Origin of the sequence: Streptomyces sp. NBC_01635, from assembly GCF_045209715.1 — a bacterium.
Taxonomy (GTDB): domain Bacteria; phylum Actinomycetota; class Actinomycetes; order Streptomycetales; family Streptomycetaceae; genus Streptomyces; species Streptomyces hirsutus.
In genome coordinates, this window is sequence record NZ_CP109277.1 from 7,377,247 (window position 1) to 7,391,049 (window position 13,803).

11 protein-coding genes are annotated in these 13,803 nt (G+C 73.4%); 6 read left to right on the plus strand and 5 right to left on the minus strand.

The window, feature by feature from the left end:
- Positions 1–15: 15 nt before the first annotated feature.
- A complete protein-coding gene (locus OHB56_RS34300) occupies positions 16–1,515 on the minus strand; it encodes a helix-turn-helix domain-containing protein (RefSeq protein ID WP_406357606.1) in 1,500 nt (499 codons plus the stop codon).
- A 234-nt stretch (positions 1,516–1,749) separates the two neighbouring features.
- On the opposite strand from OHB56_RS34300, the gene OHB56_RS34305 reads away from it, so the two are divergent.
- Positions 1,750–2,409, plus strand: a complete 660-nt coding sequence (locus OHB56_RS34305; RefSeq protein WP_406357608.1) for a hypothetical protein — start codon at positions 1,750–1,752, stop codon at positions 2,407–2,409.
- A gap of 324 nt (positions 2,410–2,733) precedes the next feature.
- Positions 2,734–3,165 (plus strand): ATP-binding protein, encoded by a 432-nt coding sequence (locus tag OHB56_RS34310; RefSeq protein ID WP_406357609.1) that lies wholly within the window; start codon positions 2,734–2,736, stop codon positions 3,163–3,165.
- Between the two features lie 116 nt (positions 3,166–3,281).
- Here OHB56_RS34310 and OHB56_RS34315 read toward each other — a convergent pair whose 3' ends face one another.
- Together OHB56_RS34315 and OHB56_RS34320 are read right to left on the minus strand one after the other, a co-directional pair.
- Positions 3,282–4,322 (minus strand): DUF2637 domain-containing protein, encoded by a 1,041-nt coding sequence (locus OHB56_RS34315; RefSeq protein ID WP_326755602.1) that lies wholly within the window; start codon positions 4,320–4,322, stop codon positions 3,282–3,284.
- A gap of 305 nt (positions 4,323–4,627) precedes the next feature.
- Positions 4,628–5,530 carry a (2Fe-2S)-binding protein gene (locus OHB56_RS34320; protein ID WP_406357611.1) on the minus strand — a complete coding sequence of 301 codons (903 nt, stop codon included), beginning with the start codon at positions 5,528–5,530 and terminating at the stop codon, positions 4,628–4,630.
- 179 nt (positions 5,531–5,709) lie between these two features.
- On the opposite strand from OHB56_RS34320, the gene OHB56_RS34325 reads away from it, so the two are divergent.
- The gene (locus OHB56_RS34325; protein WP_406357612.1) at positions 5,710–6,567 is read left to right on the plus strand and encodes a GntR family transcriptional regulator; all 858 of its coding nucleotides are present in this window, start codon (positions 5,710–5,712) and stop codon (positions 6,565–6,567) included.
- 58 nt (positions 6,568–6,625) lie between these two features.
- On the opposite strand, the gene OHB56_RS34330 is transcribed toward OHB56_RS34325, so the two are convergent.
- Complete coding sequence (locus OHB56_RS34330) at positions 6,626–7,393, minus strand: hypothetical protein (protein ID WP_406359271.1); 768 nt, start codon at positions 7,391–7,393, stop codon at positions 6,626–6,628.
- 243 nt (positions 7,394–7,636) lie between these two features.
- Positions 7,637–9,379 (minus strand): PucR family transcriptional regulator, encoded by a 1,743-nt coding sequence (locus tag OHB56_RS34335; RefSeq protein ID WP_406357614.1) that lies wholly within the window; start codon positions 9,377–9,379, stop codon positions 7,637–7,639.
- Between the two features lie 409 nt (positions 9,380–9,788).
- Here OHB56_RS34335 and OHB56_RS34340 point away from each other — a divergent pair, with 409 nt between their 5' ends.
- Genes OHB56_RS34340 through OHB56_RS34350 form a run of 3 tightly spaced genes read left to right on the plus strand, consistent with a single transcriptional unit; the run spans position 9,789 to position 13,782 of the window.
- On the plus strand, positions 9,789–10,679 hold the full coding sequence (locus OHB56_RS34340) for an FAD binding domain-containing protein (RefSeq protein WP_406357616.1): 891 nt from the start codon (positions 9,789–9,791) through the stop codon (positions 10,677–10,679).
- On the plus strand, positions 10,679–11,305 hold the full coding sequence (locus tag OHB56_RS34345) for a (2Fe-2S)-binding protein (protein ID WP_406357618.1): 627 nt from the start codon (positions 10,679–10,681) through the stop codon (positions 11,303–11,305). The genes OHB56_RS34340 and OHB56_RS34345 overlap by 1 nt, the downstream gene beginning before the upstream one ends.
- Positions 11,302–13,782, plus strand: coding sequence for a xanthine dehydrogenase family protein molybdopterin-binding subunit (locus tag OHB56_RS34350; protein WP_406357619.1), 2,481 nt, complete (start codon positions 11,302–11,304; stop codon positions 13,780–13,782). The genes OHB56_RS34345 and OHB56_RS34350 overlap by 4 nt, the downstream gene beginning before the upstream one ends.
- Positions 13,783–13,803: the final 21 nt, after the last annotated feature.

Genomic DNA, 13,803 nt, shown 5'->3' on the forward strand with positions numbered 1-13,803 from the left:
CGAGAGCGCGGGCGCTCAGCCCGCGCGGGGCGCCCAGCGGCGGTGGGAGGTGTCGTACTCGTAGCGGGGCAGCCCCTCGATACCGCTGGTGCGGAACGGACGGCCGGCGTCGTCGATCCGGACGGTTCCGGAGCGGCCGCCCGAGGACCAGTCCAGCTCCAGGTACCAGCGGCAGTCGCAGTCCGCGGTCGTGGCGGTCACCTCCAGCACCTCCGGGTCCTTCGCGGAGACCCGGTAGGGCATGCGGACCGCCGGGACCGGCGTACCGGCGTCGTTCCCGGCCACCGCGCGGGCGATCGGCCGGTCCTTGTCCAGGTCCACCGCGAAGTACCGCGGGGTGAGGGCACCGCCGCACCCCTGGTCCATGGCGTACGCGTTGCCCGGAGCGGGATCGGTACGGCCGGCCACCCGGACCCGCAGTGCCGTGAGGACGACGGCCGTGTCCGACGTTCCCTGCACGGACAGTTTCACGATCGTCTCGCCTCCGTGCACCGCCGCCTGCGTCGCCGCCCAGGCACCGGCGTCCTGGGGGACCGGGGGCGGCGGCACCTGGGCGGGCGGCTTGGCGACGACGTAGTCGTGACCGCAGCCGAAAGCCCAGGCCTGGGAGTCGACGGTCCAGGCGAGAGGCGTACCGGCGGGCGTGGCGGAGCCCTCGGACGAGCCCCCGGACGAACCTTTGGAGCCGCTCCCTCCGGCACTCCCGGAGGTGTCACCGGAAGCGGCCGGGCCGGACGGCTCGCGTCCGGTTCCGGGGCCGTCCGGTGTGCGTTCCGGGCGGCCGGACGAGGGGGAAGCGGAGGCGGGCGGCGACGAGGCGCGCAGGCCCGGTGCCGTGGGGTCCGCGGAGGCGGTCGGCACGGAGTCCGCGGTGGCCCGGTCGCGGCCGTCGGGGGAGGAACGGTGACCGTCGGGCAGCGCGGCCAGCGTGCCCACGGTGCCGAGTAACGCACACGCGACGGCCAGGACCCCCGCCACGCGTTTGCGCCGGTACCAGGGGCGAGGGAGGGGGCGGTCGGCCGGGGGATGGGGGCCGGCCGGGGGGTGTGGGCCGATGACGACGCCCGCGTCCAGGAGCGGCCGATCGGCGCCGATGGTGGCGCCGGCGGCGGACGGCGGGTCCGTGCCCTCCGCCGCGGTCTTCGTCCCCGCTTCGGACGCGGCCTTCGTCTCCGCCCCCGCGGCCGTGTCCGCGTCGCCCTCCGCTTCCTGCTCGGTCCCCGTCCCCGCCTCCGCCGTCTCTCCCGTTCGCGGCCGTTGCCGTGCCGTGACGGCCGCGAGCCAGTGGCGGTGGAGTTCCAGGCGTTCCGTGCCCGACGCCCCGCACAGGGCGGCGAAGCGTTCCACCGGGGCGAAGTCGAGGGGGACCGCCTCGCCCGCACAGTAGCGGTGCAGCGTGGAGGTGTTCATGTTCAGACGGCGGGCCAGCGAGCCGTAACTGCGGTCCGTGCGTTCCTTCAGTTCCCGCAGCCGAGCCGCGAACTCCGCCACGTCGTCCTGTGCCGACACCTTCACCCCGCACACACTCGTTGGGCCGAACGGGCCCGGGACGGCATCCCAGGCACCTCATATACCTGCACGTCAGATGGGCTGGGATGGTTCCATGCCCCGGGAACGGCCGCCGACGCTTGCGCCGGCCACCCGGGACGGCGGATGCTCCTGGTGTCGCCCCGACGGCCACCGGACGGACCGTCCGGGCCATCCCGGCAGCACCCGCATCCCACCACGCACTCCTCACGAGGGACACCCATGCCCCTGCGCACCCGGGCCGCCGCGCTCTCCGCCGTCTCTGTCATCACCCTCGCCGCCATCACCTCGCTCACCGGGCCGGCCGGAGCCGCGCCGGCCGGAGCCGCGCCGGCCACGGACGCCGTTCCGAAGGTGAAGACCGCCGCGCCCAAGTTCCTCGCGGCGTCCCAACTGCCGCCGCACCCGTCGTCCGAGTGGACGGCGGGACCCGTCACCGACGGCTTCCCGGTCGAACTCGCCTACTGTCTGGGCGAAGACGGCATCCCGGCCTACGACTACCGGCACCGGGTCTTCCACACCGAGCTGGACGCGGGCGCCGTACAGGCCACGGTCGTGACGGGCTCGGCCGCCAAGGGCAAGGCGCTGGCCGCCCTGATCAACAAGAAGATCCGTTCCTGCGCGGACCGCATCGAGCGGTCCGACCCGGAGATCGAGGCCGAGGGCCGGTACTACGGCTCGCTGCCGGTCGAGGAGGGCGCGCAGGTCCACGGACTGCACACCCAGGCCTCCTGGGGCGCCACCGACATCCACCTGCTGTCGGTGGGACGGGACGGGAGGACGGTCACCCTTGTGAGCTGGGGGCAGATGGGCGACTTCGGCGACGCCCCGGTGGCCGCTTTCAAGAAGACGACGACCAAGGCCGTCGACAAGCTGTACTGACGCCGGAAAACCCTGTCCGAAACGCCGCTGTCCGGAAGGAACCGCCCGGAAGGGCATGGTCCGCATCGGGCCCTACGACCACCGCGAATCCGGGGTCGTCCTCTCGCCACGGGGGTCGGGAGGACGACCCCGCACACGTGTGTGGCCGTTGAAGTTCGGCCAATAACCGGCCTTGACGATGCCGCATGACTGGCGCGTGGGTGACGGGGCATGGATTTCCACGAACGTGTTCGAGCCGCAGGGGGAATCGACACCGGAACGCGGGCGGGGGCCATGAGAAGGCAGGTACAAGGGGGTTGTCCCGGCACGGCGGGGACCGGCTCGGTGACGACCGTGGAAGGGACGGCCGACGGGGGCGGGGAACGAGTGTCGGAGGCACAGCTCAGGCGCCGGCTGGGGCGCGCGGACCTGCGGGCGGTGCCCGAGTCCCGCCACGACCTACGACGACTGCTCAGGCACTGGGGAAGGCCCGGGCAGTCGGAGACGGCCGAACTGCTCACCACCGAGCTCGTCACCAACGCGCTGATCCACACCGACCGGGCGGCGGTCCTCACCGCCACCGTCGGACCCCGGGGATTACGGGTCGAGGTACGGGACTTCGTGGACCACGAGCCCCGGCCGCGGGTACCGGACGCCGACGACGGTACGCACGGCCGGGGGCTGGTCCTGGTCGAGTCCCTCGCCGACGCGTGGGGGATCAGGGCGCACGGGGTGGGCAAGGCGGTCTGGTTCGAACTCGACGCGGACGCGGCCTGACACGGGCACCGGTACAGGCATCGGCACCGACATGGAAACCGGCGCCGGCGCACTGAACGGGGCGGGGCACGGCCCGCACAGGCCGTGCCCCGCCCCGTTCAGTCGTCCCGCCGACGTCAGCCGAACTGCTGCTCCAGGTCCTTGAGTTTGCGCTCCAGGGAGTCCAGGCGCGGCAGTGCCTGGGTGTCGTCCTCCGCGGTGAGGTCGACGGTCGTCGGATCGGAAGCACCGCGCACCGGCTGCAGAGAGGGGCGCGAGCGTACGGGCAGGACGGCCTCCGGCGCCGCTATGGCAGGCTCCGCGGGCACCACGTCGTCCGCCCGCTCCACCGTCGGGGCCGCCACGGGATGGCCGCCGCCCACGAGGGCGCGATGGCCCCGGCTGATGGCTTTCAGCCGCGCCCGCTCCACTCGCTCCTGGCCACGCCGGCGCCGGCGCGTCTCGTCCTTCTGGCGCTGGTCCTCGCGGACCTCCTCGACCGCCTCGTCGAGGCTGCGTACGCCCTCCAGCAGCATCAGCGACCAGGCACGGTACGTCTCCCGGGGAGCCCGCAGCCAGCGGACGATGCGGATCTGCGGCAACGGGCGCGGCACCAGGCCCTGTTCGCGCAGGGCGGCCCGGCGGGTCTGCTTCAGCGCACGGTCGAACAGCACGGCCGCCGACAGGGACATGCCCGCGAAGAAGTGCGGAGCACCCGCGTGCCCTATGCCCCGGGGAGCATGCACCCAGTTGAACCAGGCCGCGGCGAACGCGAACGTCCACACGAGTATGCGGGAGCCGAGCGCCGCGTCACCGTGACTGGCCTCGCGCACGGCGAGCACCGAGCAGAACATCGCCGCGCCGTCCAGACCGAAGGGCACGAGGTACTGCCAGCCGCCGGACAGTCCGAGGTTCTGCTCGCCGAAGCCGACCAGACCGTGGAAGGAGAGCGCGGCCGCCACCGCGGCACAGCAGAACAGCAGGATGTAGGAGACAGTGCCGTACAGCGCCTCCTTGCGCCTGCGGCGCTCCTCGCTGCGCTCCCACGAGTCGTCCGCGCTCGTGTCCTTGACCGAGGAGCGCTTGCCGCGCGCGAGCACCGCCACCGCCGCCAGCATGCCCAGGAGCAGCACGGCGCCCGGAAGCAGCCAATTCAGCGATATGTCGGTCAGTCTCATCCAGGGGTCCCTTGCATTGGGATAGGGCGTAACGCCCGCCATAGTGGCCCAATCCCGCCGTCCTTCAGGGGATTTCGGGGCAAGTGGCCGCCATTGGAGCGCGAGGGAGTACCCGGGGCGGCGTTCTGCTCGAACTGACGTGTGAGGGACAGGAGTTGGGTTCGAATGAGACTACTCGTACGGGTGGTTAGGTGAATACACCTCGCGACAGGTGAGGGAATTGTGAAGTCCCTGTGACCTTCGCGGGGCTCGGAGCCGGGCGGGCGCGGCGGACGGGCGCGGGCGCACCGCTGCCCGACGCGGCGTCAACTCGCCTTGGCCACCGGCATGTCGATGTCTTCGACGGGCATGCTGATGACCTTGCCGCCGGCCGCCCTGCCGCTCGCCTTCCCGACGCCGCAGGTGCGCGGGCAGTTGGCGCAGATGTCGTCGGGGCGCAGGGTGTAGAACATGCAGCAGCTGATCCGGTCCCGGGTGTGCGTGGCTTCGCCGCCCGGCCCGGTGACCGGACGGAAGCCCGCCGCGCCGACGTACGGCTTGGTCGCACCCGGCAGCAGCAACTCCAGCTCCCGCAGGGCCCGCTCCTCCTCGCCCAGCAGTTGGCCGATGTACCGCAGGCTCTCCACCACCTCGTCGGTCGCCATGCCCCACAGGGCGCGGCCGCGACGGCGCATCCTCGGGCCGAAGCCCGTCAGGACGGGTTCGAGGTGCTCGGCGACGGAGGCGCGCACCTCGGCCCGCAGGGCCTCCTCGTCCGGAACCGCGCGGGCGCCGGGCAGCGCGGCCGCCGGGTCGTCCGGAAGGCAGGCGAACGATTCGGGGCGCACGGCCATGCGGCCCACGGCGAGTCCGTCGGCCGAGCGGTCGAAGGAGACGTGGGTCACCGGGTAGCGGGGCACGCGGCGGTGCAGGAACCACGGCACGGTGATCAGCAGGCAGGCGGGCCAGGCGTAGCGGTGCAGGCCGAAGCTGGCGACCACGTCGGGGCGAGCCTGCTGTCCGTAGTCCCGCAGCACCTGGCTGTCGTCCCAGGACAGGAAGGCGTCCAGGGCGGAGCCGCCGTCCCCCTCGGCGAGAGCGTCGGCGGACACCCAGGCGCCGCCTCTGGGCGCCTCCTCGCCGGGGGCGAGTTCCGTGACGGCGAGTGCCGGGAAGGCCTCCGCCAGACGGGCGTACGCGTCCGCGACGGCCGAACCGGGCGCTGCCATGGGACCACCCCTTCACGTCTCGCCGAACCGGCCCGACGCCGGAGCGGTAAAGGTAAGCCTCACCTTACCTAAGATCGTTGAGATGTGAACCGCGGGGCCCGTGCCCGTAAGGTGCTTGACGAACGGCTGACAAGCCGCCGTAATGACCCCAAGTACTGAAACATCCGGAGGAGGGCCCCGTGAGGCAGGGCACGAAGGGCTTCGCAGGGACGGGTGACACCGGAACCGGACAGGGCGGCCCGGCCGCAGGCGCGGACGGGGGCGCGCGCACGGGCGCGGGCAGGGTCAGGGCGCCCGCCCGGTCCGGCACACGGGGCCGGGAGGGCGACGCCGTACCCGGTCGGGACGACGCCGTACGCGGCGAGCACACCCACAGCGAACCGGCCGCCGTCCTTCCCCGGCCACGGACGCCCGTCCAGCGGTCCTCCGTGCGCGGGCAGGTCCTCGCCGCACTGCGCACCGCGCTGGTGACGGGTGACCTGCGGCCCGGCGTGGTGTACTCCGCGCCGGTGCTGGCCGAGCGGTTCGGGGTCTCCGCGACCCCCGTCCGGGAAGCCATGCAGCAACTCGCCCTGGAGGGCGCGGTCGAGGTCGTGCCGAACCGGGGCTTCAGGGTCGTCGAGCGGGGCGACCGGGAGCTGGCCGAACTGGCCGAGGTCCGGGCGCTGATCGAGGTCCCGATGGTGCTGCGGCTGGCCCGTACGGTGCCCGCCGAACGCTGGGCCGAACTGCGCCCCCTCGCCGAAGCCACGATCCGCGCGGCCTCCTCCGGCTGCCGGGCCACGTACGCCGAGTCCGACCGTGCCTTCCACTGCGCGGTGCTCGCCCTCGCCGGCAACGAACAACTGGTCCGGATCGCCGAGGACCTCCACCGCCGTGCCCAGTGGCCCCTGGCCGGCGCCGCCCCCGGCCCTCTCGGCCGGGTGGGACTGGTGGCCGACGCCCACCAGCACACGGCCCTGCTGGACGCGCTGATCGCGGGCGACCAGGACACGGTGCGGTCACTGCTGGAGGAGCACTTCACCGGCGCGGTCTGAACGGCGGCCCGTCCCCCGCGTTCGGAACCCGGTACGGGGTCCGGAGCCGCGGGCGTTCCTACGCCGTCGCCGCTCCCGGGGCCGGCGGGGCCAGCTGGCGGGACAGCCAGGTGGGGACACCGCCGAGCAGGCGCAGCAGCCGGCGGGCCTCCTCGCGCAGGCGGGACGCCTCCGGCTCGGTCTCCGTGTCGGCGAGGGAGACCAGGGCCGGGGCCGTGCCGACCAGATAGCCCAACTCCTCCCGGATCCGCAGAGATTCGGCGAAGCCGTGCCGTGCCTCCGCCAACTCGCCCTCCCGCAGGGCGAGTCCGGCGAGATGACGCCATGTGCCGGAGAGCAGCAACGGGTCGGCGTGCGCGGTGGCGCCCGCGTGGGCGCGGCGGTACGCGGCACGCGCCGACTGCGGGGAGCGGGACAGGTTCTCCGCGATCAGCCCGCGCCGGAAGTCCAGCAGCGCCCGGGCCGGAGCCTCGGGAGGGATCAGCGCCGCCGCGCGCCCGAGCGCGGCCCGCGCCTCGTCGGCCCGGTCGCGCACCGCGAACAGGGTGGCGGCGTAGGCCAAGTACCCGCGTTCACAAGCGGCGGCGCCCCGTTCGTCGTCGGTGTCGGCCAGCGCCTCGGCCGTACGCAGCGCGTCCTCGGCCTCGGCCCAGCCCGTCTCCGTGTACAGGCACCGCTCCACCAGGAGCGACGACCGCTGCAGCGCGGCGGCCGCGGTGTCCGGGGTGAGCAGAGCGGCGGCGTCGGCCCAGCAGGCACGTGAGCGCAGCCGCCATACCGCGGTCTGGAGGGGATCGTCACCAGCGGTCGTTCCGTTACCAGACATGGCGGTGTGCGCCACGTTGCCCTCCCCGAGCACGCCATCGAGCTGTTGAGTGGTGGCCGCATCTCAGCACGAACAACGGGGTCGGGCCAAGAGGGTGGGTGAAGGATTTCACAAAGTCGTGGATCAACGGGCACGAACGGGGGAGCGCCCGACGGCGCATATGACACCCCATCGGCGCACCCTCGGCGCGCGCGCCCCGCCCCGCGCGACTTCCACCGCCCCCGCCCCGCGTCCGCCGGGCCGTCAGCTCATGCGGAGGGCCAGGAAGAAGTCCAGCTTGTCCTCCAGGCGGGACAGGTCACGGCCCGTCAGCTGCTCGATGCGGCCCACCCGGTACCGCAGCGTGTTGACGTGCAGGTGCAGCCGGGCGGCACAGCGGGTCCAGGAGCCGTCGCAGTCCAGGAAGGCCTCCAGGGTGGGGATCAGTTCGGCGCGGTGGCGCCGGTCGTAGTCCCGCAGCGGGTCCAGGAGACGGGCGGTGAAGGCCCGGCGTACGTCGTCGGGGACGAAGGGGAGCAGCAGGACGTGCGAGGCCAGCTCATGGTGGCCGGCCGCGCAGACCCGGCCCGGCCGCGCCGCGGCCACGCGCCGCGCGTGCCGCGCCTCCTCCAGGGCCCCGCGCAGCCCCTCCGCCGAGTGCACGGCCGCGCTGACCCCGAGGGTGAGCCGCCCGTCGCCGTCCAGACCGGCCGTCAGCGGCTCCCTTATGGACTCCAGCAGGGCGTCGGCGAGGAGTCCCCGCCCGTCGGCGCCGTCGTGCTCGCCCGCCACCGCGGGCAGCGGAACGAGCGCGACCGCCTCGTCCCCGGTGTGCGCCACCGCGATCCGGTCGGAGTGCTCGGGCCCCGTCGACGCCGGGTCGACCAGGATCTCCTCGAGCAGCGCCTGCGCCGCCGCGCCGCCCTCGGCCCCGCCGCCGTCCCAGTCGACCCGCGCGACGACCACCTGCCAGTGCGGCGCGGTCCCGAGGCCGGGTACCAGCACCGGCGCCGCCACGCGCAGCCGGGCCGCGACCTCGGCCGGCGCGGCGCCCGCCTGCACCAGCTCCAGCACCTCCTGCGCGAGCCGGCGCCGTACCGCGCGCGCCGCGTTCCGGCGCTCCCGCTCCACCACGATCAGCTGGGTGACCCCGTACAGCAGGTCCAGCCGCTCCTCGGCCCAGTCCCCGGCGTCCGCCTCGACCACCAGCAGCCAGTCCGACAGCACCGTCTCCCGGCCGTCCCGCGGCTCCGGGGAGGCCGGTGTGCCGTGCCCGTCGTGCGCGGGCTGTGCGGCCTGCGGGGCGGCCGCCGCCGTCGGGGCCGTGGACCTGTCGCCGTGCACCGGGAAGAGGCTGTACGTCGTCCGGTCGTCCAGCGTCACCCGGTGCGGCTCGGGACGGCCGCCGCGGGCGGCCGCCAGATGCTCCGCCGCGATCCGCACGCACACGTCGCCGGGCAGCCGCGGCCCCGTCTTCGACCCCGCGATCAGCCGCCCGGTGGGCGAGAGCACCCACGCCCGCAGGTCCAGGTCGGTGCCGAGCAGGTCGAGCACCACGTCCGGGCCGCCGCCCGCCGGGCCCGACGTCATCAGTCGTCGGTGCCGGTCCACCACGGCCGCGAGGTCCCCGGCCCGCTCGCCGGACACCTGCCGCACGACATGTTCGGTGACCGTCGCGAAGGCCACCGACTCGTGCACCGCGAACAGCGGCAGCCGGTACCGCGCGCAGGCCACGACCAGGTCGTCCGGGACGGTTCCCAGCTCCGCCTCGCCGGCCGCCAGGGCCACGACCCCCGCCTGTACCAGCCGCCGTACGAACGGTTCGGAGTCGGCGGCGTCCCGGCGCCAGGCCAGGCCGCTGAGCACGAGTTCCCCGCCGGAGAGGTAGCGGCTGGGGTCCCTCAGGTCGGTGGTCATCACCCCGTGCACGGTGCGGTCCAGCTCGTCCTCGCCGCAGAGCAGCGCGAGCCCCAGCGCGTCGGTCTCCAGCAGTGCGCGCAGCCGCATTCTCGTCGCCGCCGTTCCCTGTCTCGATGTGTACCGATGTCTACGATGGGCCGTGGAAGGGCCCGTGGAGGGCCTTCCACACAGTGCCCGGGCGGGTCTTCCGCGCGGCGCCCGGGTGAGTGGCCGATCCGGCGCGGTCGGCCGTCTCCCGGACTGTGTACTCCGTGTCTTCCGGGTCCGCTGTTTCCGGAGGAAGACGAGGAGGTTACCGAGGTCCTCTTTTCATATGAATCTACAAGATGCCCCCGTTGGCCAGCCAACTCCTTCAGGTCTTTCGTGACTGACCCGGGTGGAGCAGCGGGCGGTGTACTGAACCCACTCCGCGTGAATCTCCCATGAAGGAGCCGGGCCCGCCGCACACGGATTGGCTCGATCCGTACGATCCACGAGACGAAGAAGAGAGCCGGTCATGGACTTCCTTCACCCCGCCAGCTGGCAGGAGGCGCTCGCCGCGAAGGCCGAGCACCCCACCGCTGTGCCGATCGCGGGCGGCACCGACGTGATGGTCGAGATCAACTTCGACCACCGCAGGCCCGAGTACCTCATGGACCTCAACCGCATCGCCGACCTCACCGAGTGGGAGGTCGGAGAGGACACCGTACGGCTCGGCGCCTCCGTCCCGTACGCGAGGATCATGGAGCACCTGCGGGCCGAACTGCCGGGCCTCGCCCTCGCCTCCCACACCGTGGCCTCCCCGCAGATCCGCAACCGCGGCGGAGTCGGCGGCAATCTCGGCACCGCCTCCCCGGCCGGTGACGCCCACCCGGCGCTGCTCGCCGCCGGGGCCGAGGTCGAGGCCGAATCGGTGCGCGGGTCCCGCCGCATCCCGATCGACGCCTTCTACACGGGCGTGAAGCGCAACGCGCTGGCGCCCGACGAACTGATCCGCGCCGTCCACATCAAGAAGGCGGACGGACCGCAGCAGTTCTCGAAGGTCGGCACCCGCAACGCCATGGTCATCGCCGTGTGCGCGTTCGGTCTGGCCCTGCACCCCGGCACCCGCACGGTCCGCACCGGCATCGGCTCGGCGGCGCCCACCCCCGTACGGGCCACCACCGCCGAGGAGTTCCTGAACGCGGCGCTCGACGAGGGCGGACTCTGGGACAACGGGAAGATCGTCCCGCCGTCGGTGGCCCGGCAGTTCGCCGACCTGTGCTCCGCGGCCTGCAACCCGATCGACGACGTCCGCGGCACCGCGAGCTACCGCCGGCACGCGGTCGGCGTCATGGCCCGCCGCACGCTGACCTGGACCTGGGAGTCGTACCGCGGCACCCGCCGCACCACCGAGGGAGTCGCGTGATGCGTGTCCACTTCACGGTCAACGGACGGCCCCAGGAGGCCGACGACGTATGGGAGGGCGAGTCCCTGCTGTACGTGCTGCGCGAGCGGCTCGGCCTGCCCGGCTCCAAGAACGCCTGTGAGCAGGGCGAATGCGGCTCCTGCACGGTGCGCCTCGACGGTGTCCCGGTGTGCTCCTGCCTGGTCGCGGCCGGCCAGGCCGAGGGCCGGGAGATCGTCACGGTCGAAGGGCTGGCCGACTTCGCCCGGCAGCGCTCCCGCTCCGCCGGGGGCGGTGAGGGAGCGCCGGACGCCACCGGCACTCCGCTCGACGCGGCCCAGCGGTGGCAGGCCCACGGAGTCCAGGGATCCGACGGCGCCCACGGCACCGGCTCGCAGACCGGCGAGGGAACCGAACTCGCCCCGATCCAGCAGGCGTTCATCGACGCCGGCGCCGTCCAGTGCGGTTTCTGCACCCCGGGCCTGCTGGTCGCCGCCGACGAGATGCTGGAACACAACCCCAGCCCGAGCGACGCCGACATCCGCGAGGCGCTGTCGGGCAACCTGTGCCGCTGCACGGGCTACGAGAAGATCATGGACGCGGTCCGCCTCGCGGCCGCCCGCCAGTCCGAGGGGACCCGACCATGACCGAGCACAGCTCCGGGCCCTCCCGCACCCCCACCGGACCCGGCCCCGCCGGAACCCCCCTCGGCGCACCCTCCACCCTCACCCAGGGCGCCCCGGCCAGCGGCGGAATCGGGGAGTCCACCCTCCGCCCCGACGGCACCCTCAAGGTCACCGGCGAGTTCGCCTACTCCTCCGACCTGTGGCACGAGGACATGCTCTGGGGCCAGATCCTGCGCTCCACGGTCGCGCACGCCGAGATCGTCTCGATCGACACCTCCGAGGCCCTCGCCCTGCCGGGCGTGCACGCCGTCCTCACCTACGACGACCTGCCGACCGGGACGCGCCACTACGGCCTGGAGATCCAGGACACCCCCGTCCTCGCCCACGGCAAGGTCCGCCACCACGGCGAGCCGGTCGCCGTCGTCGCCGCCGACCACCCCGAGACCGCGCGCCGCGCCGCCGCGAAGATCAGGGTCGAGTACCGGGACCTGCCCGTCGTCACCGACGAGGCCTCCGCGCTCGCCCCCGACGCGCCCCTCGTCCACGAGGACCGCGACGACGTCCCCCAAGGGCCTCCGACAGGCTCCGGTCCAGGGGGGACCCCCATCAGCCGCCACGTCGCCCACCCCAACATCGTCCACCGCCAGCCGATCGTGCGCGGCGACGTGGCACGGGCCCGCGAGCGCGCCGACGTCGTCGTCGAGGGCGAGTACACCTTCGGCATGCAGGACCAGGCCTTCCTCGGCCCCGAGTCGGGGCTCGCCGTCCCCGAGGAGGACGGCGGCGTCCACCTCTACGTCGCCACCCAGTGGCTGCACTCCGACCGGCGTCAGATGGCGCCCGTGCTCGGCCTGCCCGAGGACAAGGTACGGATGACCCTGGCCGGCGTCGGCGGCGCGTTCGGCGGCCGCGAGGACCTGTCCATGCAGATCCACGCCTGCCTGCTCGCCCTGCGCACCGGCAGGCCCGTCAAGATCGTCTACAACCGCTTCGAGTCCTTCTTCGGCCACGTCCACCGCCACCCGGCCAAGCTGTACTACGAACACGGCGCCACCCGCGACGGCAAGCTGACCCACGTCACGTGCCGCATCGTGCTCGACGGCGGAGCGTACGCCTCCGCCTCCCCGGCCGTGGTCGGCAACGCCTCCTCCCTCGGTGTCGGGCCGTACGTCGTGGACGACGTGGAGATCGAGGCCCTCGCCCTCTACACCAACAACCCGCCCTGCGGGGCCATGCGCGGCTTCGGCGCGGTCCAGGCGTGCTTCGCCTACGAGGCCCAGATGGACAAGCTGGCAAAGCGCCTCGGTATGGACCCGGTGGAGTTCAGACGGCTCAACGCCATGGAACAGGGCACGGTCATGCCCACCGGGCAGGTCGTCGACTCCCCGGCACCGGTCGCCGAACTCCTGCGCCGCGTCAAGGCGATGCCGATGCCGCCCGAGCGGCAGTGGGAGAGCAGCGAGGGCGCCGACGTGCGCCAGCTGCCCGGCGGCCTGTCCAACACCACCCACGGTGAAGGCGTCGTGCGCGGCGTCGGCTACGCGGTCGGCATCAAGAACGTCGGCTTCTCCGAGGGCTTCGACGACTACTCCACCGCACGCGTCCGGATGGAGGTGGCCGGCGGCCGGCCCGTGGCCACCGTGCACACCGCGATGGCGGAGGTCGGGCAGGGCGGGGTCACCGTCCACGCCCAGATCGCCCGCACCGAGCTGGGCATCGGCCAGGTGACCATCCACCCCGCCGACACCCGGGTGGGCTCGGCCGGTTCGACCTCCGCCTCCCGGCAGACGTACGTCACCGGAGGAGCGGTCAGGAACGCCTGCCGACTGGTCCGGGAGCAGGTCCTGGAGCTGGGCCGGCGCAGGTTCGGCTCGTACCACCCGGCGTGGGCGACGGCCGAACTGCTGCTGGAGGGCGGCAAGGTCGTCACCGACGGCGGCGAGGTACTGGCCGATCTGGTGGACGTCCTCGGGGACGAGGCCGTCGAGGCGGAGGAGGAGTGGCGGCACCGGCCGACCGAACCCTTCGACCCGCACACCGGCCAGGGCAACGGCCATGTCCAGTACACCTTCGCCGCGCACCGGGCCGTCGTCGAGGTCGACACCGGACTCGGCCTGGTCAAGGTGATCGAACTCGCCTGCGCGCAGGACGTCGGCAAGGCACTCAACCCGCTGTCCGTCATCGGCCAGATCCAGGGGGGCACCGTCCAGGGCCTGGGCATGGCGGTCATGGAGGAGATCGTCGTCGACCCGAGGACGGCGAAGGTGCGGAACCCCTCCTTCACCGACTACCTCATCCCCACCATCCTCGACACGCCGGACATCCCCGTCGACATGCTCGAACTCGCCGACGACCACGCGCCGTACGGGCTGCGCGGCGTCGGGGAGGCCCCCACCCTGTCGTCCACCCCGGCGGTCCTCGCGGCCGTCCGGGACGCGACCGGGCTGGAGCTGAACCGCACACCGGTCCGCCCGGAACACCTCACCGGAACCGGGTGACGCACCGTCGCCGCAGGGCGC